This window comes from Brevundimonas vesicularis (assembly GCF_027886425.1).
Taxonomy (GTDB): domain Bacteria; phylum Pseudomonadota; class Alphaproteobacteria; order Caulobacterales; family Caulobacteraceae; genus Brevundimonas; species Brevundimonas vesicularis_C.
Window position 1 is genome coordinate 2,787,137 of the sequence record NZ_CP115671.1, and the last position, 21,150, is coordinate 2,808,286.

Annotated in this window: 18 protein-coding genes; 7 read left to right on the plus strand and 11 right to left on the minus strand. The window is 64.0% G+C overall.

The genetic code is table 11. The annotated features are described in order from the left end of the window. Nucleotides 1–6 precede the first annotated feature (6 nt). On the minus strand, nucleotides 7–1,098 hold the full coding sequence (nadA, locus tag PFY01_RS14145; RefSeq protein ID WP_271041756.1) for a quinolinate synthase NadA: 1,092 nt from the start codon (nucleotides 1,096–1,098) through the stop codon (nucleotides 7–9). 189 nt (nucleotides 1,099–1,287) lie between these two features. Here nadA and ilvA point away from each other — a divergent pair, with 189 nt between their 5' ends. Together ilvA and PFY01_RS14155 are read left to right on the plus strand one after the other, a co-directional pair. Next, nucleotides 1,288–2,802 carry a threonine ammonia-lyase, biosynthetic gene (ilvA, locus tag PFY01_RS14150; RefSeq protein ID WP_271041757.1) on the plus strand — a complete coding sequence of 505 codons (1,515 nt, stop codon included), beginning with the start codon at nucleotides 1,288–1,290 and terminating at the stop codon, nucleotides 2,800–2,802. 69 nt (nucleotides 2,803–2,871) lie between these two features. After that, nucleotides 2,872–5,079 (plus strand): methyl-accepting chemotaxis protein, encoded by a 2,208-nt coding sequence (locus PFY01_RS14155; RefSeq protein ID WP_271041758.1) that lies wholly within the window; start codon nucleotides 2,872–2,874, stop codon nucleotides 5,077–5,079. Nucleotides 5,080–5,116: 37 nt separating this feature from the next. On the opposite strand, the gene PFY01_RS14160 is transcribed toward PFY01_RS14155, so the two are convergent. Further along, nucleotides 5,117–5,515 (minus strand): host attachment family protein, encoded by a 399-nt coding sequence (locus PFY01_RS14160; RefSeq protein ID WP_271041759.1) that lies wholly within the window; start codon nucleotides 5,513–5,515, stop codon nucleotides 5,117–5,119. Nucleotides 5,516–5,624: 109 nt separating this feature from the next. Here PFY01_RS14160 and PFY01_RS14165 point away from each other — a divergent pair, with 109 nt between their 5' ends. Continuing rightward, the gene (locus tag PFY01_RS14165; RefSeq protein WP_271041760.1) at nucleotides 5,625–6,335 is read left to right on the plus strand and encodes a LamG-like jellyroll fold domain-containing protein; all 711 of its coding nucleotides are present in this window, start codon (nucleotides 5,625–5,627) and stop codon (nucleotides 6,333–6,335) included. Here the strand turns inward: PFY01_RS14165 and PFY01_RS14170 are convergent. The 6 genes from PFY01_RS14170 to PFY01_RS14195 all read right to left on the minus strand — a co-directional run bounded on the left by PFY01_RS14170 (nucleotide 6,332) and on the right by PFY01_RS14195 (nucleotide 10,443). After that, complete coding sequence (locus PFY01_RS14170) at nucleotides 6,332–6,859, minus strand: methylated-DNA--[protein]-cysteine S-methyltransferase (RefSeq protein WP_271041761.1); 528 nt, start codon at nucleotides 6,857–6,859, stop codon at nucleotides 6,332–6,334. The two genes, PFY01_RS14165 and PFY01_RS14170, sit on opposite strands and share 4 nt — an antisense overlap. Then, nucleotides 6,843–7,934 (minus strand): bifunctional transcriptional activator/DNA repair enzyme AdaA, encoded by a 1,092-nt coding sequence (locus tag PFY01_RS14175; RefSeq protein ID WP_271041762.1) that lies wholly within the window; start codon nucleotides 7,932–7,934, stop codon nucleotides 6,843–6,845. The genes PFY01_RS14170 and PFY01_RS14175 overlap by 17 nt, the downstream gene beginning before the upstream one ends. Nucleotides 7,935–7,992: 58 nt before the next feature. Beyond that, nucleotides 7,993–8,202, minus strand: a complete 210-nt coding sequence (locus tag PFY01_RS14180) for a helix-turn-helix transcriptional regulator (protein ID WP_017504712.1) — start codon at nucleotides 8,200–8,202, stop codon at nucleotides 7,993–7,995. Then, nucleotides 8,195–8,896 carry a hypothetical protein gene (locus PFY01_RS14185; protein WP_271041763.1) on the minus strand — a complete coding sequence of 234 codons (702 nt, stop codon included), beginning with the start codon at nucleotides 8,894–8,896 and terminating at the stop codon, nucleotides 8,195–8,197. The genes PFY01_RS14180 and PFY01_RS14185 overlap by 8 nt, the downstream gene beginning before the upstream one ends. A 72-nt stretch (nucleotides 8,897–8,968) precedes the next feature. After that, entirely contained in the window at nucleotides 8,969–10,111 is a 1,143-nt protein-coding gene (locus tag PFY01_RS14190; protein WP_271041764.1) for an HAAS signaling domain-containing protein, read from the minus strand. Further along, a complete protein-coding gene (locus PFY01_RS14195; protein WP_039244374.1) occupies nucleotides 10,108–10,443 on the minus strand; it encodes a PadR family transcriptional regulator in 336 nt (111 codons plus the stop codon). Before PFY01_RS14195 ends, PFY01_RS14190 begins: the two co-directional genes overlap by 4 nt. A gap of 127 nt (nucleotides 10,444–10,570) precedes the next feature. Between PFY01_RS14195 and PFY01_RS14205 the strand changes: the two genes are divergently transcribed. The 3 genes from PFY01_RS14205 to uvrB all read left to right on the plus strand — a co-directional run bounded on the left by PFY01_RS14205 (nucleotide 10,571) and on the right by uvrB (nucleotide 16,627). Further along, nucleotides 10,571–13,357, plus strand: coding sequence for a DNA methyltransferase (locus PFY01_RS14205; RefSeq protein ID WP_333780222.1), 2,787 nt, complete (start codon nucleotides 10,571–10,573; stop codon nucleotides 13,355–13,357). Then, nucleotides 13,357–14,220, plus strand: coding sequence for a restriction endonuclease (locus tag PFY01_RS14210; protein WP_271041767.1), 864 nt, complete (start codon nucleotides 13,357–13,359; stop codon nucleotides 14,218–14,220). Before PFY01_RS14205 ends, PFY01_RS14210 begins: the two co-directional genes overlap by 1 nt. 67 nt (nucleotides 14,221–14,287) lie before the next feature. Beyond that, nucleotides 14,288–16,627 (plus strand): excinuclease ABC subunit UvrB, encoded by a 2,340-nt coding sequence (gene uvrB / locus PFY01_RS14215; protein WP_271041768.1) that lies wholly within the window; start codon nucleotides 14,288–14,290, stop codon nucleotides 16,625–16,627. Between the two features lie 11 nt (nucleotides 16,628–16,638). Here uvrB and PFY01_RS14220 read toward each other — a convergent pair whose 3' ends face one another. The 3 genes from PFY01_RS14220 to PFY01_RS14230 all read right to left on the minus strand — a co-directional run bounded on the left by PFY01_RS14220 (nucleotide 16,639) and on the right by PFY01_RS14230 (nucleotide 20,182). Continuing rightward, on the minus strand, nucleotides 16,639–18,342 hold the full coding sequence (locus PFY01_RS14220) for a DGQHR domain-containing protein (RefSeq protein ID WP_271041769.1): 1,704 nt from the start codon (nucleotides 18,340–18,342) through the stop codon (nucleotides 16,639–16,641). Nucleotides 18,343–18,362: 20 nt separating this feature from the next. Continuing rightward, the gene (locus PFY01_RS14225) at nucleotides 18,363–19,304 is read right to left on the minus strand and encodes a DNA-methyltransferase (protein ID WP_271041770.1); all 942 of its coding nucleotides are present in this window, start codon (nucleotides 19,302–19,304) and stop codon (nucleotides 18,363–18,365) included. 125 nt (nucleotides 19,305–19,429) lie between these two features. Beyond that, on the minus strand, nucleotides 19,430–20,182 hold the full coding sequence (locus PFY01_RS14230; protein WP_271041771.1) for a hypothetical protein: 753 nt from the start codon (nucleotides 20,180–20,182) through the stop codon (nucleotides 19,430–19,432). A 164-nt stretch (nucleotides 20,183–20,346) separates the two neighbouring features. Here PFY01_RS14230 and PFY01_RS14235 point away from each other — a divergent pair, with 164 nt between their 5' ends. After that, on the plus strand, nucleotides 20,347–20,910 hold the full coding sequence (locus tag PFY01_RS14235) for a hypothetical protein (RefSeq protein ID WP_091749655.1): 564 nt from the start codon (nucleotides 20,347–20,349) through the stop codon (nucleotides 20,908–20,910). Nucleotides 20,911–21,150 lie beyond the last annotated feature (240 nt).

A 21,150-nucleotide genomic window follows, 5' to 3' on the forward strand; every position in this document is an offset into this window, starting at 1 on the left:
TCACGCTCAGATCAGCTCCACATCGACGTGGTGGCGCGCCTTGACCAGGTCGTAGCGCGCCGGAATGGCGGGCGGCGGCAGGTCGATCATTCGCTGCACCGCCAGGCGTCCGCGTTCGATCATGTCGGCTGGCACGGTCACCTCGAACTGCATGTTCAGGAGGCAGTCGTGGATGTTCTGCAGCGTGATCCGCTTCATGTGCGGGCACAGGTTGCACGGGCCGATGAACTGCACGCCCGCCACGTCGCCGGCCACGTTCGAGGCCATCGAACATTCGGTGATCATCACCACCTGTCTGGGCCGGCGCGCCTCGACATAGTCGGTCATCGCCGCCGTCGAACCGGCGAAGTCCGCCGCCGCCAGCACATCTTCCGGGCATTCGGGGTGGGCCAGGATTTCGGCGCCCGGATAGGCGGCGCGCATCTCGGCGATGTCGTCCACCGTGAACCGTTCATGCACCTCGCAGCGGCCCTTCCAAGCGATGATCCCGACCGTCGTCTGGGCCGCGACATTGCGCGCCAGGAACTCATCCGGGATCAGAATGACGCGGTCCACCCCCCATTCCCTGGCCGCCCATTCGACCACCTGAACGGCGTTGGCGGAGGTGCAGCAGATGTCGGTTTCAGCCTTCACATCGGCGGTGGTGTTCACATAGGTCACGACCGGCAGGCCAGGATAGCGCTGCTTGATCAGCCGCACGTCCGCCCCCGTGATCGATGAAGCCAGCGAGCACCCGGCGCGCAGATCGGGGATCAGCACGGTCTTCTCGGGCGACAGGATCTTGGAGGTCTCGGCCATGAAGTGAACGCCCGCCTGAACGATCACCTTCGCATCCGACCGCGCGGCTTCCTTGGCCAGGCCCAGGCTGTCGCCGACGTAGTCCCCGACCCCGTGGAAGATCTCGGGTGTCATATAGTTGTGGGCCAGGATCACGGCGTCGCGCTCACGCTTCAGTCGGTTGATCTCGCTGATCAGGCGCGCCTGCGCGGGCCATTCCAGCGGCGTGACGTGATCCTTGACCTTGGCCCACACCCCGGCGGTTTCCCGCTCCAGCTCTTTCGTCAGACCAAAGGCGCCGTCAGCCATGATCATCTCCATACCCTTATGCTCACATTTAGCATAAGCAGGCGCAATGTAGGCCTATGCGGGCGCTGTGCAAGAGGAAATGCATGCCGCTCCTATCCGCCACCGAAGACAAAGATTTGCAAAAACCGTTCCCATTTCGGCGAATATCGCCTAAACGGCAGCCCACTTCTTTGCTTCCAAGCGCCTATCCGCAGCATTTCCATGCAGGACATCATCCGCCGCATCCTCACCGCCCGCGTCTATGACGTGGCGGAGGAAACGCCCCTCGACCCGCTGCGCCGCCTGTCGGCCCGGCTCGAGCGGCCCGTCCTGCTGAAGCGCGAGGACTTGCAGCCGGTCTTCTCGTTCAAGATCCGCGGCGCCTACAACAAGATCGCCGGCCTGTCGGAGGATGAGTTGTCCAGGGGCGTCATCTGCGCCTCGGCCGGCAATCATGCGCAAGGAGTGGCCTTGGCGGCCGCTCGCCGCAATACGCCTGCCACCATCGTCATGCCCACCACGACACCCGGCATCAAGGTGGCGGCCGTCCGGGCCCTAGGCGGCGAGGTGGTTCTGCACGGCGACAGCTTCGACGAGGCCTACGCCCACGCCCGCGAGCTGGAGAGCCGGACCGGCGCGGCGTTCATTCATCCCTTCGACGACCCCGACGTCATCGCGGGCCAGGGCACGGTGGGGCTGGAGATCGCCCGTCAGCACGCCGACCCGATCGAAGCCATCTTCGTGCCCATTGGCGGCGGGGGTCTGGCCGCAGGCGTCGCCGCCATCATCAAATTTCTGCGGCCCGAGACCCGGATCATCGGCGTCGAGCCGGTGGATGCGCCGACGATGAAGTCCGCCATTGACGCGGGCCAGGTCGTGACCCTGGACGAGGTCGGTCTGTTCGCCGACGGCGTCGCCGTGCGTCGAGCCGGGACCGAGACCTTCCGCCTATGCAAAGACCTGCTGGACGAGATCGTGCTGGTGGACACCGACGCCATCTGCGCCGCGATCAAGGACATCTTCGACGACAGCCGCGCCATCGCCGAGCCCTCGGGCGCCGTCGCGCTGGCGGGGCTGAAGGCCTGGGCTGCCGGCCATCCCGGAAGCGGGAGTCTGATCGCCGTCAACTCGGGCGCCAATCTGAACTTCGACCGGTTGCGCCATGTCACCGAACGGGCCGAGATCGGCGAGGGCGCCGAGGCCCTGCTGGCCGTGGCGATGAAGGACGACCGCGACGACTATCGCCGCTTCCTCGACAGTCTGGATGGCCGTTCGGTCACCGAGTTCAACTATCGCTGGTCCGGCGACGGGCAGGCGCAAATCTTCGTCGGCGTCGCCCTGCGAAACGGTCCGCACGAGCGGGACGACCTGATCGCGGCCCTGCGTTCGGGCGGTTACGCCGTCGAGGACATGAGCGACAATGAGACCGCCAAGCTGCACGTCCGCTACATGGTCGGCGGCCGCACGGTGGGCCTGCCGCACGAGCGCATCCTGCGCTTCCAGTTCCCCGAACGCCCCGGCGCCTTCCTGCGGTTCCTGAACAGCCTACAGCCCGCCTGGGCCCTGACGCTGTTTCACTATCGCAACCACGGCGACGACGTCGGCCGGGTGCTGGCGGGCATCAGCGTGCCGCCCCAAGAACAGGATCAACTGACCGCCGCCCTGGCCGATCTGGGCTACCCCTACGTCGATGAAACCGCCAATCCGGCGTGCCGCCTGTTTCTGGACGGCGCGTAACTACGTAGTACGCCCTTAACCGGGCGTTTGCGGGCGGCGGCGCATGAATACAGGCCTACGGAGCCCGTCATGTTCTCGTTCAATCGCCTGTCCATCGCCCTGAAGCTCGCCGTCGTGGCGGGGCTTGCCATCGGCGCCCTGATGATCGTCGCGGCCATCGGCGTGACGGCCTATTCCGGCGCGATCGTCCGCGACATGGCCGGCCGATACGCCGAAAGCGCTGCGCTAGAAGCCTCGCAAGAGATCCGCAACGAGATCGTCTCGGCCGGCACGGGCGCCAAAACCCTGGCCGCGACCTTGGGCGCCGCACGACAGACGGGCCTGACCGACCGCGCCGCCTTCATGGCCTTGGTCAAGCCGAACGCCGAAGCCACCGATCAGGTCATGGGCGCCTGGTTCATGGCCGCCACTGACGCCGTCGGCGCAGACGCCGCCCACATTGGTGATGCGGCGAGCAGTTCGAACGTCAACGGACGACTTTCAATCTATTGGGTGCGTCGTGACGGTCAGATTTCCTTGGAGCCTGAGGCAGACGGCTCGGACTTCGAACAGGCCTATTATACCGAACCGATGGCCAGCGGCGCGCCGGTCGTAGTCGAGCCGTACGAAGAGAACATTGGCGGCGGCAAGGTCGCGATGACCTCGGTCGCCTATCCGGTGCGCGCCAACGGCCGCATCATCGGCGTCGCGGGCCTGGATATCACCTTGGCCAACCTGTCGCAGCGCTTGGCGGCGATGAAGCCGCTGGGCACGGGCCGCGTGACCCTGGTGTCGAACAAAGGCGTCTGGGTCGCCCATCCGGACGCCGCCGTGCGAGGTCAAGCCTATGCGGATGCTGGCGCGGACATCGTGCGCAACGTCATCGCCAAACGCCAGGCCCAGGCGGTCGAGGGCGTCAGCGTGAACGGCGAGCCGGTTCGACGTCTGGTGCAGCCCGTGATCCTGCCCGGTCAAAAGGCGACCTGGGCCGTCGTTCTGGACATCCCCGTCGCGGTGATCGAGGGTCCGGCGCGGCAGTTGGCCTTGATGCTTCTGGTCGGCGGCGTTCTGATCATCGCCGCCATCATCGTCGCCCTTCTGGTCACCAGCGACCGTTTGATACGACGCCCACTTGCGCGTCTGACGGCCGATGTTCGGACCATGAGCGAAGGACGTTATGACGTTCCCGTCGCCGGTGCGGACATGGCCGACGAACTGGGCCAGATTGCGCGGGCGCTCGAAGGGTTCCGGCTCGAGCTTGCGGACGGCCTGGCGCGGCGCGATCAGCAACAGCGAGAACGTGCGGCCGCCGAAACCGATCGTCGCCGGCACGCCGAGGAGACGGAGCTTTTCGCCGCCTCGCAAACGCGCGCCGTCGAGACTTTGGGCGAAGGTCTATCGCGCCTCGCCGCCGGCGACCTAGCCTGGCGGATGCCCGAGGCGGGCTTCACCGCCGACACGCGTCGCATCCCGGAAGATTACAACGCCGCCCTGCATCAGTTGCACTCGACGATGACCGGCATCTGGACCACGGCCCAGTCGATGCGCGGCGGATGCCAGGACATCGCCGCCGCCGCCGACAGCCTGTCGCGCCGCACCGAGCAGCAGGCCGCCGGTCTGGAGCAGACCGCCGCTGCGCTGGACGAGCTGACGCAGACGGTACGCAGCAGCGCCGAAAACGCCGAGCGCGCCCGAGACATCACTCAGGCCGCTCAGGCGGCGGCGGACAAGGGCGAGGCCGTCGTGCAGGACGCAATCGGCGCCATGTCGGAGATCGAGCAGTCCTCGACCCAGATCAATCAGATCGTCGGCGTCATCGACGAGATCGCCTTCCAGACCAGCCTTCTGGCCCTGAACGCCGGCGTCGAGGCCGCCCGGGCCGGGGAAGCCGGACGCGGCTTCGCCGTCGTCGCCTCCGAGGTGCGGGGCCTGGCCGAACGGTCGGCCAGCGCCGCCAAGGAGATCAAGGCGCTGATCGCCCTGTCGCAAAGCAATGTGCAGCGCGGATCCGATCAGGTGTCGCTGACGCGCGATAGCCTCAGCGCCATCGCTGTCCAGGTTGCGGAGGCCAACGCCCTGGTTCGCACCATCGCCGCCGCGACGCGCGAACAGTCGGTCGGCATCGGCGAGATCAATGTGGCGATCAATCAGATGGACCAATTCACCCAGCAGAACGCCGCCATGGTCGAGGAATCCACCGCCGCCAGCCACGCCCTGACGAACGAGGCCGGCGAACTGGAGGGGCTGATCAGCCGCTTCGACCTGGGTCAGACGGCGCAGTCGAGACGCGCCGCCTGATCAGGGAACGGGCGCCGCCCACAGCGCCCGTCTGTCTTCACGCCTTATCGATGGCGGCGGCGATCTGATCGCTGGAATGGCCCGTCAGGTCCTTGGCGATCTCGCCGACCAGCTTGGCTTGAAGGTCTTTGTGCCAATGCTTGCGCAGTTCGCCCAGCGTCTTGGGCGCGGCGATGACCAGCAGCTCGTCGATTTTGTTTGTGACCGACCATTTGTTCAGCACCTCGGCGACGCCCATGGCGAAACCGTCCTCGGCCTGGGTGTCATTGTCTGGGTTCGCCTCATTGGATCGACGGCCGGCCGAACCCGACACCCGATCCGCAATGACCGGGGTTTCCAGCGGCGTCAGCTTCATGTCCGAAGCGTTCGTATTCTTGAACAGGGCCAGCTTCTCGCCATCGACCACCGCCACCAGCGCGCCATTGGAAAGTTTCATCGTCGATACTCCAGTCTGTAGGGATCGAGACAACGAACCGGGACGCAGGCCGTTGCCTCGCGCCGCCGATCCCATAGTGTCGCGCGACAAAACCGCCTGGAGATCAACCATGCCTGACGTCCTGCCACTGGACCGCCGCCGCCTGATGGCCCTGGGCGCATCGGGCGCTGCGGCTGCGATTCTGCCGGGGTGCGCGACCATGACGGCTGCATCACCGCGCCAGACGGTATGGACCTTCGATCGCCTGGCCGACATCGGGGGGATCGAGACCCGCGTGGAGGGCGCGCCGGGCCTGATCGACAGCCCCTTTGGCCGAGCGGTTCAGTTCGACGGCGTGGACGACGCCCTGTTCATCGATCAGCATCCGTTGGCCGGAGCCGAGACCTTCACGTTCGAGGCCCTGTTCCGACCCGACGGCGGCGCCTTCGAGCAACGCTGGTTTCATCTCGCCGAAGAGGCGCCGGCCGGTCAGCCGCCGTCGCAGACGCGCTTCCTGTTCGAGATCCGCGTGGTTCAGGACCGCTGGTACCTGGACGCTTTCACGCGCGGGCCTGGCTACAACCACACCCTGATTTTCCCCGAGCGGCTCCATCCGTGCGGACAGTGGTTCCACGTCGCGCAAACCTTCGACGGCGTCCTGTACCGGGCCTATGTCGATGGGGTCCTGCAGGGCGAACACCCGGTGCCGTTCAAGCCGCAAGGGCCAGGCCGCGCCTCGGTCGGTTGCCGCATCAACCGCGTGAACTACTTCAAGGGCGCGATGCGTCAGGCCCGCTTCACCCACGCCGCCCTGCCGCCCGAACGGTTCACGCGGGGCTAAAGCAGCCGGCCGCCCGCTTCATGCGCCAACAGCCAGCGTTTGCGCTCAAGCCCGCCCGCATAGCCGGCCAACGTTCCATTCGCTCCGATCACGCGGTGGCAGGGCACGATGACGCCGACCGGATTGGCGCCGTTGGCCAGGCCCACGGCGCGGACGGCCTTTGGCGCGCCGATGGCCGCAGCGAGCTGACCGTAGGTGCGGGTCTCGCCGGTCGGAATGTCGTGCAAGGCCTTCCACACCGCGCGTTGGAAATCCGTGCCGCCGGTGCGGACCGTGATGGCGTCGAAGGCGGTCAGGTCGCCGCCGAACCAGGCCTCGACCGCCCGACGGATCGTCTCCTGCGCGCGGCCTTCGGTCAGTACGACCTCACCGTAGTGGCGGCGCAGCAGCAAGCGCAGACGGGCTTCGTAGTCGTGGAAGTCCAATGCCCGCACCGCGCCGTCGGCGTCGGTGACGACCAGCAACTCGCCGACGGGGGACGGGATGCGATCCAGGGTCAGATGCATGTCAGGCTGCTTGGTCATCTCGCCGCTCTTCGCTCAGGGCCCAGTAGAGTGCGCCATAGCCCCGCCATGGCCGCCACGGCTCGGCGCGCGCCAGCAGCGCGGCGTCTGTCGTCGTCAGCCGGTCGCTGGGCGCATCCGCACCGGCATCGATCCAGTCGCCCGCAAGCCGCAACCCCGGCATGGCCGTGATTGCCGCGCGCAGCACGGGGTCGGCCGACAGGTCGCGCGTGATCGCCTCGGGATCGGCGGCGAGATCGAACACCCGTCGAAGCCGCGACAGCACGCCCGACAATGCTTTCAGATTGTCGATCCGCGCCTCGATCGCCGCCTTGCCCGGTTGGGCGGGGCGCACCGTCACCGCACCCTCCGCGCCATCCACGTCGGGGCGCAGCCGCCGCGTCCAGGCGCCGTCCACCACCGCCTCGTCCGCGACATCGCGCGTCGCCAAGGTCGTCATCATGGCGTCCCAGTCATAGGGCGGGCGGTAGGACAGACCGATCTTGATCACCCCGCCCGGTTCCGCCTCGACCTTGCGACGCCGCAGGTCGGACGGTGCGCGCCCATACAGGGCCTGAAACGTCTCATTGAATCGTCGCACGCTGCCGAAACCCGACGCCATCGCCACCTCGGCCATCGACAGGGTGCTCTCGTGGATCAACTGTTTGGCCAACAGCACGCGCCGCGTCTGGGCCACGCTGACCGGGGCCGCGCCCAGATGCTGGCGGAACAGGCGGCGCAGCTGCCGCTCGCCCATGCCCAGCCGTGTCGCCAGTGCGTCCGTGTCGCCGACATCCAACGCCCCCGCCTCGATCAGGGCCAGGGCCCGGCTTACAGTGTTGGACGTGCCGCGCCAGGCGCCCATTTCCGGCGCCGTCTCGGGCCTGCACCGCAGACAGGCCCGCAAGCCAGCCGCCTCGGCCGCTGCGGCGCTGGGGTGAAAGGCCACATTCTCGCGCTTCGGCGTCCGCGCCGGGCAGACGGGCCGACAGTAGATGCCCGTCGAGGTCACGCCGGTGAAGAAACGCCCGTCGAAACGGGCGTCCCGCGCCACGACGGCGCGCCAGCAGGCCTTCTGATCCAACAGCTGATCCATGCCCGCAGGATGCGCCGCCCGCCCGACGATGTCTCGCGGTTTTCGGACATGGATCGGATCAGTCTCTCAGGAAGAACAAGGCCTCCACCGTCGTGTCCAGGGCCCGCGCCAGTTCCAGGGCCAGCACGGTCGAGGGCACGAAGACGCCGTTCTCGACCGTGTTGATGGTCTTGCGCGAGACGCTGGCCTTGTCGGCCAGCCCCTGCTGCGTCAGGCCTGCGGCGGTGCGCGCCTCCTTCAGCCGCGAGCCGAGCCTGGGATCACCCATCGCGACCGGCCTCGCGATCCAGCCAGGCGAATCGCAGACCCGCTGACGCCCCGCCCAGCGCCAGGACATAGGGCAGAGCCAGCACGCCATAGTCCGCGCGCCACAGACCCAGACCCAGCGCTACGGTCACCCCGCCCATCAGCACGACGAAGGCCAGGATCATCGATCGCGCCCGCAGCACCTGCGTCAGCTCGTCTTCCATCAAGCGGCGATTTTTCTGCGCATTCCAATCCCAGCCCATGACGAGCACGGGAATCAGCCAGCCGTACAGAACCGGCAGCAGGATCTGCACATAGGCGCCGAGGTTGTGGTCGCCGCCCAGGACCCTCTGCATGGCAAGATGCGCCTGAGCCATGAACAGCAGCAGCACCAACGGATAGAGGACCAGCTGTTGCGTACGCCCCCGCTGCAGCTTTTCGCGGCGGGCGCCGTCACGGCTTTCCGCCACATCGATCGGCTGACCGGGGCGGCCGCACCAGGCCATCATGGCGCCGATGATCATCAGCCCGAAACCGAAGCCGGCCGCCACCCCCGCGGTCGTCGCCTGATCGCCCTCCGTTCCATGCATGAGCGCGAAACCGGCGCCGCCGGCCAAGGCGGCGGCGCCGATGACGAGCATGGCGACGCCGCCCCACCAGTATCGACGCCGGCTCGACTGCACCCGCAGAACCGCGGCGTTTTCGTCCTTGTTCACGACTTCCTCCTGAAGTAACCTTGAGGTGACATATCACCTATAGGTTACACGCCGTCAAGAGGAGATGTCGCCTTATCGACCGACGACCAGTCGCGCCGCCGCCCGGATGACCCGCACCACCTCTGCGGCGAAGGCCCAGACGACCACGACCATCAGGATCGTCGCCACCCCGCCGACATCGTCGCCGGAGCGGCCGATGAGAACCCGAATCCGATCCACGAAGTCGGTGACGCTGCCGACCCAGATCAGCGGCGACAGCGCCGACCAGAACCAGACCCACAGCAGGCCCCAGGCGGCGGCGATCCCGAAAGCCAGGTCGCCCAGCGCCGTGACCCGCACATTGCCACCCGACGCCGCTCGCATCAGATCGAAGCCGATACGGCAGGCGGCGAACAGGGCGACCGGCCAATAGGCGACCCGCACTATGTCGGCCAGAATGCGCCCGTAATCGACGCCGTCGACGACTCCGGCCAGTTCCTCCGGCCGGATCGGCGCGACCTGCAACAGGCCCGTCCACCACAGCAGCATCACGGTCCAGCCGATGGCGCTGGCCACCGCACGCGCTACGGGCGACATCTCGGCGCTCTTGCGCACGGCGCGGCCTGACTTGGCCTGACCCATGTTCCGTCCCGACCAGTCGCCGTTCGCCAGCTTCTGTCCCCACTGTTCGGCGTCGAAATCGCCACCCAGCTCGAACAGGCCCAGATCCTTGACGCGCCATTTGGCGATGAAGTCAGGCTTCTTAGACTGACGCTCCAGCACGAAGCCGACGGCGGTGAGCAGGCCGACAACCGTGATCGCGCCGCTGATCAGGCTGGAAATGCCCTGCCCGATCGCCTGGCCCACATAGACGTCGCCGACCAGAACCCGCACCGCCAGGCCGATCAGGGTGACGGCCGCCATCACCGTCAGCCCGACCTTCAGCCCGAACATCCACCACGGATAAAGCTCAGGCCCGATCAGCGCCTGCGGTCCTGCGCGATAGCGCGCCGCTACGCTCAGCGGGTGACCGACTTCGCGCAGCAGGCCCTCGACCTCGTCGTCGGTCGGCGCCCGGCCCAGATGCGCCTCCAGCGCCTCCAGACGCCCCATGATCTCGTCGCGCAGCTCGGCGACGATGTCGTCACGGTTGTCCTTCGGCAGCTGGGCCGCCACGGCCTTCAGATAACGCTCGACCAGGTCCATGCCGGTCTCTCCCTCTTTCCCGATGTTCACAGCATCTTCTCCAGCGAGGCCGACAGGCCGCGCCATTCCACGGCGAGCCGTTCCAGCATCGCCTCCCCGCGCGACGACAGGCGGTAGAACCGCTTCTTGCGCCGCTCCTCCTCGCGCCATTCGCTGTCCAGCAGCCCCTGGCTCTCCAGCCGGCGCAGCAGCGGATAGAGGGTGCTCTCCTCCATCTCGACCCCGACCTCGCCCAAGGCGACCCGCAGCGAATAGCCGTATTGCTCGCGTCGCAAGCTCGCCAGCACGGCCAGGATCAACGACCCCCGCCGCAGCTCCAGCCGCAGACTCTCGAACAGCAACGCCTCGTCCGTTTCGCTCACCCGCCACCTCTGTACGTCACATAGTGTGTGATACACAGTGTATGGGACATACGGTGCGAGGCAGTCAAGCGGGGCGTTGCTTTAGATCAAGCCGCCCCGCTACATTCGCGCCATTGGGGAGAGCGTAATGCGTCTGAGTTGGAACGAGATACGCGCTCGCGCGGCGAACTTCGCACGCGAGTGGACCGACGCCTGTTACGAACGTGGCGAAACCCAGAGCTTTTACAACGACTTTTTCGAGGTCTTCGGCGTCAAGCGCCGCCTGGTCGCCACCTTCGAGGAGCCAGTCAAGAAGCTTGGCGAGCGCCAGGGCTTCGTCGACCTGTTCTGGAAAGGCAAGCTGCTGGTCGAGCACAAGTCGGCCGGCCGCGATCTGGACCGCGCGCGCACCCAGGCGCTAGACTACTTCCCGTGCCTGAAGGACCACGAGCTTCCGCGCTACATTCTGGTCTGCGACTTCCAGACCTTCCATTTGATCGACCTGGACACACGCGAGGAGACTCGGTTCGCCCTGGCGGATCTGTCCGATCATGTCGAGGCGTTCGGCTTCGTCGTCGGTATCGAAAAGCGTATCTTCAAGGATCAGGACCCGGTTAACGTCGTCGCCGCCGAGTTGATGGGCAAGCTTCACGACGCGCTGAAGGCATCCGGCTATGACGGCCATCCGCTGGAACGGCTGCTGGTGCGCCTGCTGTTCTGCCTGTTCGCCGACGACACCGGGATCTTCGATCAGCTGGGCCTGTTGGAGACCTACATTCAGGACCGCACGGCCGAGGACGGCTCGGACCTGGGCCCCAAGCTGATCCACCTGTTCCAGGTGCTGAACACTCCGACCGACAAGCGGCAGAAGAGCCTGGATGAGGATCTCAACCGCTTCCCCTACATCAACGGCGACCTCTTCGCCGAGGTTCTGCCCATCCCCGACTTCGACCGGGCCATGCGCGAGCGCTTGCTGGAGGCCTGCGGTTTCTCTTGGCAGAAGATCAGCCCGGCCATCTTCGGCGCCCTGTTCCAGTCAGTGATGAACGCCAAGGAGCGCCGGCAGAAGGGCGCCCACTACACCACCGAAAAGAATATCCTGAAGGTCATCGAGCCGCTGTTTCTCGACGACCTGCGCAGCGAGCTGGCGCGCATCCTCCATCTTAAGCGCGGCCGCGACGCGGCCCTGCGCGCCTTCCAGAACAGACTGGCGGGCCTCAACCTGTTCGACCCCGCCTGCGGCTGCGGCAACTTCCTGATCATCGCCTATCGCGAACTGCGCCTGCTCGAGATCGCGGTGCTGAAGGCGCTCTATCCGTCGGGCCAACTGGACCTGGAGGCCGCTGCCCTTTCCAAGGTCGATGTCGATCAGTTCTACGGCATCGAGATCGACGAGTTCCCCGCCCGCATCGCCGAGACGGCCATGTGGATGATGGACCACATCATGAACAACCGCCTGAGCCAGGAGTTCGGCCGGGTCTTCGCCCGCATCCCGCTGAAAGCGGCGCCCCGTATCGTCCACGGCGACGCTCTAGAGGTGGATTGGACGACTGTCCTGCCGCCCGAACGGTGCAGCTATGTGCTCGGCAATCCCCCGTTCCTGGGCGCCAAGGTTCAGTCCGACGCCCAGCGCGAACAGGTCCGTCGCATCGCCGCCCTGGGCAAGTCCGGAGGCACGCTGGACTTCGTCGCCGCCTGGTTCATCAAGGCATGCGCCTACGTGCAGGGATCACGCGCGAGCATCGGCTTCGTATCGACCAATTCGATCACCCAGGGCGAACAGGTCGCCCAACTGTGGCCCATCCTGTTCGACCGCTACGGGCTGGAGATCGCCTTTGCTCACCGCACCTTCAATTGGGGGTCGGACGCACGCGGCAAGGCCCACGTCCACGTCGTCGCCATCGGCCTCACCCGCCGCGACGACGAACCGGCCGAGAAGCGGCTGTTCAGCTATCCCGACATCAACAGCGAACCGGAAGAGAGCCGGCACGCGGCGCTGTCGCCATATCTGTTTGATGCGTCGAGGCTGGCGAATCGGCATCTAGTGGTGCGAGAGACGGCTTCCCAACTATCAGGTCAACCGGCCCTCAAGACGGGAACACAGCCGATTGACGATGGTGCCTACCTTTTCGACGACGCTGAAAAAACGGGGTTCATCCTGGCGGAGCCAGCTTCGGCGGAGCTCTTCGTGCCGTTCTTGGGGGCCGTGGAATACATCAATGGCAGGCCAAGGTGGCTCCTCAGGGTCCAACTCGCCTCGCCACAGTCGCTTAGATCAATGCCGCTCGTTGTCGAGCGCATGGATCGAGTCCGTCAGTTCCGGTCCGGTAGCGATCGGTCCAGTACCAAGGCGATCGCTGACTACCCCGAGAAGCTAAACGTTGAGGTATTTCCGACTTCGCCCTACCTCGCGATGCCTGAGGTAAGTTCTGAGCGGCGCGACTACATACCGATAGGCTGGCTGGAGCCCCCAACTGTTCCTAGCAACAAGCTTAGGGCCCTTATGAATGCGTCGCGGTGGCAATTTGCTGTGCTGACAAGCCGCATGCATGTCGCATGGTCGCGGTTCATCGGAGGGAAGCTGAAGAGTGATTTCCAGTACTCTGTCGGTTTGAACTACAACACCTTCCCCTGGCCCACGCTCACAGACGCCGACAAGGCCAGACTCGACACCCTCGCCCAGACCGTCCTCGACGCCCGCGCTGCCCATCCCGACGCAACCCTGGCCGATCTCTATGACCCCGACGTCATGCCCGCTGACCTGCGCAAGGCGCACCGCGCGCTCGACCTGGCGGTGGACCGCCTCTATCGCAAGGCGCCGTTCGAGAGCGACCGTGAGCGGGTCGAACACCTGTTCATGCTCTACGAAAAGATGACCGCCGGCCTGCTGGCCAAGCCCGCCAAGCCCAAACGCCGCAAGAAGACCGATGCCTGATGGCCACCATCGCTGACGTTCCCGCCTATCACCTGTTCATGTGGCCGATCGTCGAGCGGCTGCGGGCCAAAGGCCGCTCCATGACGATCGAGGAGATGGTCGATGACGTCGCGACCCACATGGGCCTGTCGGACGAGGTGCGGGCCGTCACCCACGGCAAGTGGCAGGAGAACGCCGTCGCCTATCGCATGGCCTGGGCGCGCAGCTATCTGAAAAAGATGGGCGCCCTTGTGAACAGCGAGCGGGGCGTCTGGACCCTGACACCCAAGGGCGCCGGCATGACCGAGGCGGAGATCGCTGGGATCAAACAGGCCGTTCAGAAGCTCGGCGCCACTGAGCGTGCGGCGAACGCCGCGTTGGCCTCAGTCGTGGAAGATGACCCCGTGCCGGCTGATGTTGGAGCCGACGACTGGAAGGACCGCTTGATGGCCCTCCTGCTCGCGTTGGAGCCGGCCGCCTTCGAACGCCTATGCCAGCGCCTGTTGCGCGAGTTCGGCTTCATCAAGGTCGAGGTGACCGGCAAGTCGGGCGACGGGGGCATCGACGGCACCGGCGTGCTGCGGGTCAATCTGCTGTCCTTTCACGTCCTGTTCCAGTGCAAACGTTATTCCGGCTCGGTCGGCGCCGGAGCCGTCCGCGACTTCCGCGGCGCCATGGTCGGGCGGACCGACAAGGGACTGATCATCACAACCGGGACCTTCACCGCCGATGCGCGGCGCGAGGCCACGCGCGATGGTGCGCCCGCCATCGATCTGGTGGATGGTGATGCCCTGTGCGATCTGCTCAAGGATCGCCGCCTGGGCGTGGCCGTGGAAATGGTCGAACAGGTCACGGTGAACGAGGCCGCCTTCGCGGGGTTCTGACCGCCCGCAACCCTTGCTGTCGTGCGGCGCTATGGCGGGAGACCTTCTCACGCACTAAGTTCTGTTCATGAACCGTTCTTCGACGCCGAAGCCCGCCGCCGCCAAGCCGGCCAAGCCCGTTCACGTGCCCAATCCGGGGGTGCAGGAGGCGTCGGCCGCCTTCCTGCGCGACACGGGCAAGATGCCGATGTTCGCCCCGGTCGCCGGCCCGCGCCTGACGCCGGAGGAGCCGGTCGCCGCGCCCGTCGACTGGGTGCCGCACCGCCCCTCGCACGAGGGCAAGAAGAAGGGCGGCCGCTTCCGGCTGGAAACCAAATACACGCCCGCCGGCGACCAGCCCGCCGCCATCGCTGAACTGGTGGCCCAGGCCCAGGCCGGCGACCGCGATCAGGTGCTGCTGGGCGTCACCGGCTCGGGCAAGACCTTCACCATGGCCAAGGTGATCGAGGAAACCCAGCGCCCTGCCCTGATCTTGGCGCCGAACAAAACGCTGGCGGCCCAGCTCTATTCCGAATTCAAATCGTTCTTTCCCGACAACGCAGTCGAATACTTTGTAAGCTACTACGACTACTATCAACCGGAAGCTTACGTTCCGCGTACGGATACGTACATTGAGAAGGACTCAAGCATCAATGAGCAGATCGACCGGATGCGGCACTCTGCTACACGGGCTATACTAGAACGCGAAGACGTCATTGTTGTGGCGTCGGTGTCCTGCATTTACGGCATCGGGTCGGTTGAGACCTATACGGCGATGACGTTCACGCTGAAGGTGGGGGACCAGATCGACGAGGCGAAGCTGCGGGCGGATCTGATCGCGCTGCAGTACAAGCGCAACGACCTGAACTTCGACCGAGGGATGTTCAGGAAGCGGGGCGATGTGATCGAAATCTTCCCGGTCCACCTGGAAGACCGGGCCTGGCGCATCAGTCTGTTCGGGGACGAGCTGGAGGCGATCCAGGAGTTCGATCCGCTGACGGGCAAGAAGACGGCCGATCTGAACGAGATCACCGTCTATGCGGCCAGCCACTATGTGACCCCGCGCCCGACGCTGAACCAGGCCGCCGCCGGCATCAAGGCGGAGCTGAAGGAGACGCTGGACTGGATGGTCGAGAACGGCAAGCTGCTGGAGGCGCAACGCCTGGAGCAGCGCACCCGGTTCGACCTGGAGATGATGGAGGCCACCGGCAGCTGCGCCGGCATCGAAAACTACAGCCGCTGGCTGACCGGCCGCGCGCCGGGCGAGCCGCCGCCGACCTTCTTCGAATACATCCCCGACAACGCCCTGCTGTTCGTGGACGAGAGCCACGTCACCATCGGCCAGATCAACGGCATGTTCCGGGGCGACTACCGCCGCAAGTCGACGCTGGCGGAATACGGCTTCCGCCTGCCCTCCTGCATCGACAACCGCCCGCTGAAGTTCGAGGAATGGGAGGCCATGCGCCCCCAGACGGTACACGTGTCAGCCACCCCCGGCCCGTGGGAGATGGAACAGGCGGGCGGCGTGTTCGTCGAGCAGGTCATCCGCCCCACCGGCCTGATCGACCCGCCGGTCGAGATCCGCCCCGTCTCGGGCAAGACCCGCAACCAGGTCGACGACGTTATCGACGAGGTCAAGGCGACGACGGCCAAGGGCTATCGCAGCCTGGTCACCACCCTGACCAAGAAGATGGCCGAGGACCTGACCGAATATATGCATGAGCAGGGCATCCGCGTCCGCTACATGCACTCCGACGTCGACACGCTGGAGCGGATCGAGATCCTGCGCGACCTGCGGCTGGGGACGTTCGACTGTCTGATCGGCATCAACCTGCTGCGCGAGGGTCTGGACATCCCCGAGTGCGGCCTGGTCGCCATCCTGGATGCGGACAAGGAGGGCTTCCTGCGCTCGGAGACCTCATTGATCCAGACCATCGGCCGCGCCGCGCGCAACGTGGACGGCCGCGTCATCCTGTACGCCGACCGCATGACCGGCAGCATGGAGCGCGCCATCGCCGAGACCGACCGCCGCCGCGAACGGCAGATGGCCTACAACGCCGAACACGGCATCACGCCCGAAACGGTCAAGCGCGATATCAAGGAGATCATGGACAGCCCCTATGAGTCGCGCGAGATGGATCGCCTGACCAAACCGGGCGTGGCCGAAGCCTCCAAACCCTTCGTCGGCTCCAACTTCCAGGCCGCCCTGCGCGACCTGGAAGGCCGCATGCGCGAGGCCGCCTCCAACCTGGAGTTCGAGGAAGCCGGCCGCCTGCGCGACGAGATCAAGCGCATGAAGCTGATGGACCTGGAGTTCGCCAACGAAGCCCTGACCGGCGCCGGCGAAGCCGTCGACAAGTCGGCGCCCAAACGCTGGCGCGCTGAGGCGGCGGCGGAGGCGCAGGAGCGGTTTAGGAAGGGGCGGTAATTTTTGCCAAACTAAGCAAAATACTTATTATAGAGCGCCTCTCCAAGCTTATTGTATTGACTGGATTTGTAGTCCGCAAAGACAAACTCGTTCAGGCCTTTAAGGGATTTATTATAGGACGCAACATCCGTCACCTTACCATTACGAACAATTCGTCTAAAAAGACTCAAACACCCGTTGATCGTTGTTGTCGTAAGGAAATAGCCTGGAATTTTACGGTCAGTAGTCCAACGCTCAGGCGAGACTTGGGATTTCACCGAAGACATAAATTTCGCCACCTCCATTGAGCAATAGGAAACATAATCTTCTAGAAGAGCGTCATTGCTTCCTTCTTTTAAGTCCTGCTTAGATGGAGACGTCCACGCGTTGAAAAGAGAGTCTGGACCTCCAATACGAACAAGATGAGCTAGCGCATAGCTAACAATAGAAGTCGTTTTCATTTTATCTTGGTCGTAAAAATACTTTTCAAACTGATTTCCTAAAGCACCGCCTCCTTCATTAAGACGATTAATAACTCTTTTTGCTATAGCAACCGCCGAATAAGGCCGTAACAGTATTTCGATTTCTTGCGTAAGGTCAGACTTAACAGCCGTTTGAGTAGAGTTTATTTCCAAGAACAAGTTTGCTTGGAAGCGCATCTTTTCTTCTTCCGACATGCCATTTGGGAATATGATCCCCGTGACAAGTAGGTTTTGTCGCTTTCTGAGGACAGCAATCTCGGCCTCCCCCGACCCTCCTTCGTGGTACGAGAATAACCTATGTTGCCCATCAATAATGCCTATAGTCCCTATTTCGTTGGGTATCTGAATTCTGGCACGTTTAGTCTTTGTAATCTTGGCTGTATCTGTCGTTGCGCCGTTTTCATCAACAATTTTCGTTGATTCAGGAAGGGTAGCGATCACGTTATTTATGAACACCCGTTTTTTTGACCGCAAGTAACGCCGAACTTTCTCAATCTTGGCACTCGAAATCATGCGTTGATACAAGCTCGCCCCTACCCGCCATCCATCTCGCCTGAGGACGTAAGCTCGCTTTAAAAGCGCATCAGGATCGATGTAGAATGAGACGACTTTAAAACCAGCGCCATAGTTGGAGTGCGACTCTGGCAGCACAGAGCCATCATAAACCGATGCTGCTGCTGACGCTGGATCAAGCACTGCCGAGCCGAACTCTGTAACGGGGAGTTCTAGAAATTCCAATATTTCATATCGAGCCGTATGTTTTACTGCTCGAGAAACGCTCTCTAGATATCTCACCACATTGTAGTCGAGGTATTTTACGCTTGGGACTTCGGCTTTTGTCTCATTTGCAACTGGATGACGTGATGCATAAAGGATAAATACTCGACACTGGTCGAGATCATATATACCTGACACGGCCTCCACGAAGGCAGGGAATTTTTCCTTAAGATATACGAGAAACTCTGTCGGCTTCTCTACCATCTTTCGAAACGGGACGGACTTCTTTTTAAGATGTGTCGATACATCGTTCGAAACTGTATATTCTACAAAAACGATCACGTTTTCTAGGTAAAATACATCATCTATGTCGCAGGTGCTCCCATCAAAGGTGAACTCCTTGTCCATCATGCTACCGATTCTTTTGAAACCGGATAAACGGAAGAGCGCACGAACCCTGCTGAAGTGATCACGCTTCAGTATATCTTGAGCGGAAGGCGGAGCTTTCACCTTTTTTATTTTTATGGTCTTTTTCATTCTCCCCTCCCCAGGCGAGTTCAGCCGGCTTCCCGCCATTCTTCCGGAACCAATGCGACTTTCTGCGATGTACTCGGAGCGCTCACAGGACGACCAAGCGGTCGAACTGGCAGGGTCCCGGCGGCGAGTTGCTTCAGGCGTGCGCGAGCGAGCTTTACAAAAACTGGATCGCGATCAATGCCGACGGCTCGCCTGCTTTGTTTCACCGCGGCCAATACGGCTGCACCCGTCCCCACGAATGGGTCTAGGATCAAATCACCTGGTTCGCTGAGCGCTAAGACGCAACGCTCCGCAAGCTCAATAGGAAATTGGCAGGGGTGGTCGGTCTTCTCAGGGTGATTGGCTTTAACATTCGGGATTTCCCACACAGGATTTTCAAGAAAGTCCTTTTCCGCAGAAAATTCCCAATAATCCGAAGGATTCTTGCCCCGTGGGTTCCCGCTCGGCAGGCCCGCTTTAGCCCCCTTACTTTTGGAGTGCCGCTTTCCCGGATACAACTGAGGAATGCGAACTGGATCGAGATTGAACTTATAATCATCCGATTTTGTGAACCATAGAACGGTTTCATATCGCCCAGAAAATCGTCGATCAGAGTTCAAACCAAAATTAAATCGCCAGATGATCCGATTTCTAAGCTTGAACCCGTTCTTCTTGAACAAGTCATAAAACATTATGTCGAGCGGGTAAATTTCTCCCTCTTTGACATAACTTCCGACCTGCCAGCAAACACTTCCAGATGGCTTAACTTTTTCGCAAACGGCATCAACTACAGACGTTTGCCAAACCTTATACTCTTCAAGGCTTCGAGGCTGGTCTCGTTCGTATATTTTACCGATATTGTATGGCGGAGATGAAACGACAAGATCCACCGACTCGGCCTCTACGGACTTGAGCGCTTTCACCACGTCGCCTTGGAGAATTTTCCCTTCCCCCAAGATAGATTTGGTCGGCTCTGAAAGCATGATCGGTCCGATTCGGATGAAGTTGCCCCCACTCTGCACAACCCTGAGGAAATTTCCTAGCGAAACGAGGGGCAGGGCATTCCCTGGCTTTTGACGCGGCAATGGGTTGTCGGCCTGGCAACTTGTCACAGCTCATCCAGCGTCTTGTCCCATTCCTCCATCGTCACGGTTCCCCGCAGCGGGCCCAGATAGAGGTCGATGCCCTGGGAGATACGGCGGTCCTGTTCGGGTTCGATGACGGGGTCGAGGCCGGCGGCGCGGAGCTGGTCCTCGAGCGCGGCGATGCGGCGGTCCAGCTGGACGCGGCGGGCCAGTTGGGCGTGGCCCCATTCGGTGTTGGCGCGCTCCAGCTTCTGCTTCGCCTGCCAGTACTGGCCGCGCAGTTCCCAGTCGCTCTTGTCGCTGGTGTTCATGGCGAAGCGGCGCTCGGCCTCGGCTTCATTGGTCAGGATGTCGAAGACCAGTTGCAGGGGCGCGGTCTTCACCGTCAGGCGGGCGGCGCGGCCGGGGCCGTCGCGGTCGGCCAGTTTGCGATAGGTCTCGGCCAGGGCCGCCAGGGCGCGGGCCTGGGCGAAGTCCTGGGCGTGCAGGGCGCGGCCCGAGGCCTGGGCGGCGGCGCGGGCGAGAGCCGCAGGATCATTGGGGTCGTCGGGCGACAGGTCGGCCGCGTCGTCGGGCGACAGGGGTTGGGGCGCGGGCGTCGCGGCCTCGTTGCGCGGATGGCGGGACCAGCCCTCCTTGGTCGCGCGAGCGCGAATGGAGGCCTCGGTCACGTCGTGGCGGGCGGCGACGGTCTTGGCGTCGAGGCCGGACAGATAGTCCTTTCGGACCTGGGTCCAGACCTCGGGCGGTTTGATTTTGTAGCGGCGTTTTTCCATGCGGGCATTATGGGGCGGTCGCTACCCCAGGCCGGAAGAAGGCCGATTTTCGAGGCTAGAGATTTGATTTTCCACATCGCGACATGTCAGGGGTCACGCGCCAGCTGTGCATGACGCGCGGGTGCGACCGATGATGACGCAGGGGCGTGCGACACCCCCGTCCCATGAGCCAGGGCATACATCGCAAGATCCGGCCGGACGCCGTCTGGGCCGAGGTCAGGAAGGCGTGGGAGGACGGCGAGACCGCGCGGTCGGTCGCCGCGCGCTATGACGTCGGGGTGCACGCCCTGTGGAAGCGGCGCGAGGCGGAAGGCTGGAAACGGCCCGAGCCGACGCTGGCGCCGATCGAGCCGGCGGAGGGCTGGGACCGGCATATCCAGGCGCGGCGCGACGCCTTCAACGCCCAGCTGGAGGACGCGCGGGCGCTGGCGGAATGTCTGGCGGCGGCGATGACGGACGAGCGGCTGAGCCGGGCGCCGCACTGGCATATTCCGTGGCTGTATCACTGGCGCGCGACGCATTTAGGGCCCGAGGCGACGGCGCGGGACCGGGCGCGGGCGATCGAGACGGGCCAGCCGTGGGCCGAGCGGTTCTGGGACGACGACGGGGCGCTGAAGCCGCTGGCGTGGCTGGATCTGGAGATGGCGCGGCTGCATCCCGAGGACTGGCGCGCGGCCATCGGCCTGCCCGACGGCCTGCCCGAGGCGGCGACGCGATACGCGCCCTGAGGGGCGCCGCAGTTGACTTATCGGCGATAAGCGCCCATTTGCGCGGCGTCGCACACTCGCGATCTCCGGCGTCTCCAGCGCGTGTGGGTCCCCTTCGGACCTGTCTGTAGAAGCCGCCGGCCCCTCATATCCATTCGCTGCCCGGACACGCGGGGCGGCGCCCGATCCACCCCGCAGGCCTCCTCCCCGAGGCCCCGTCGGGACTGGCGGTGCGCGGCCCGACGGCGTCATGCCATGGCT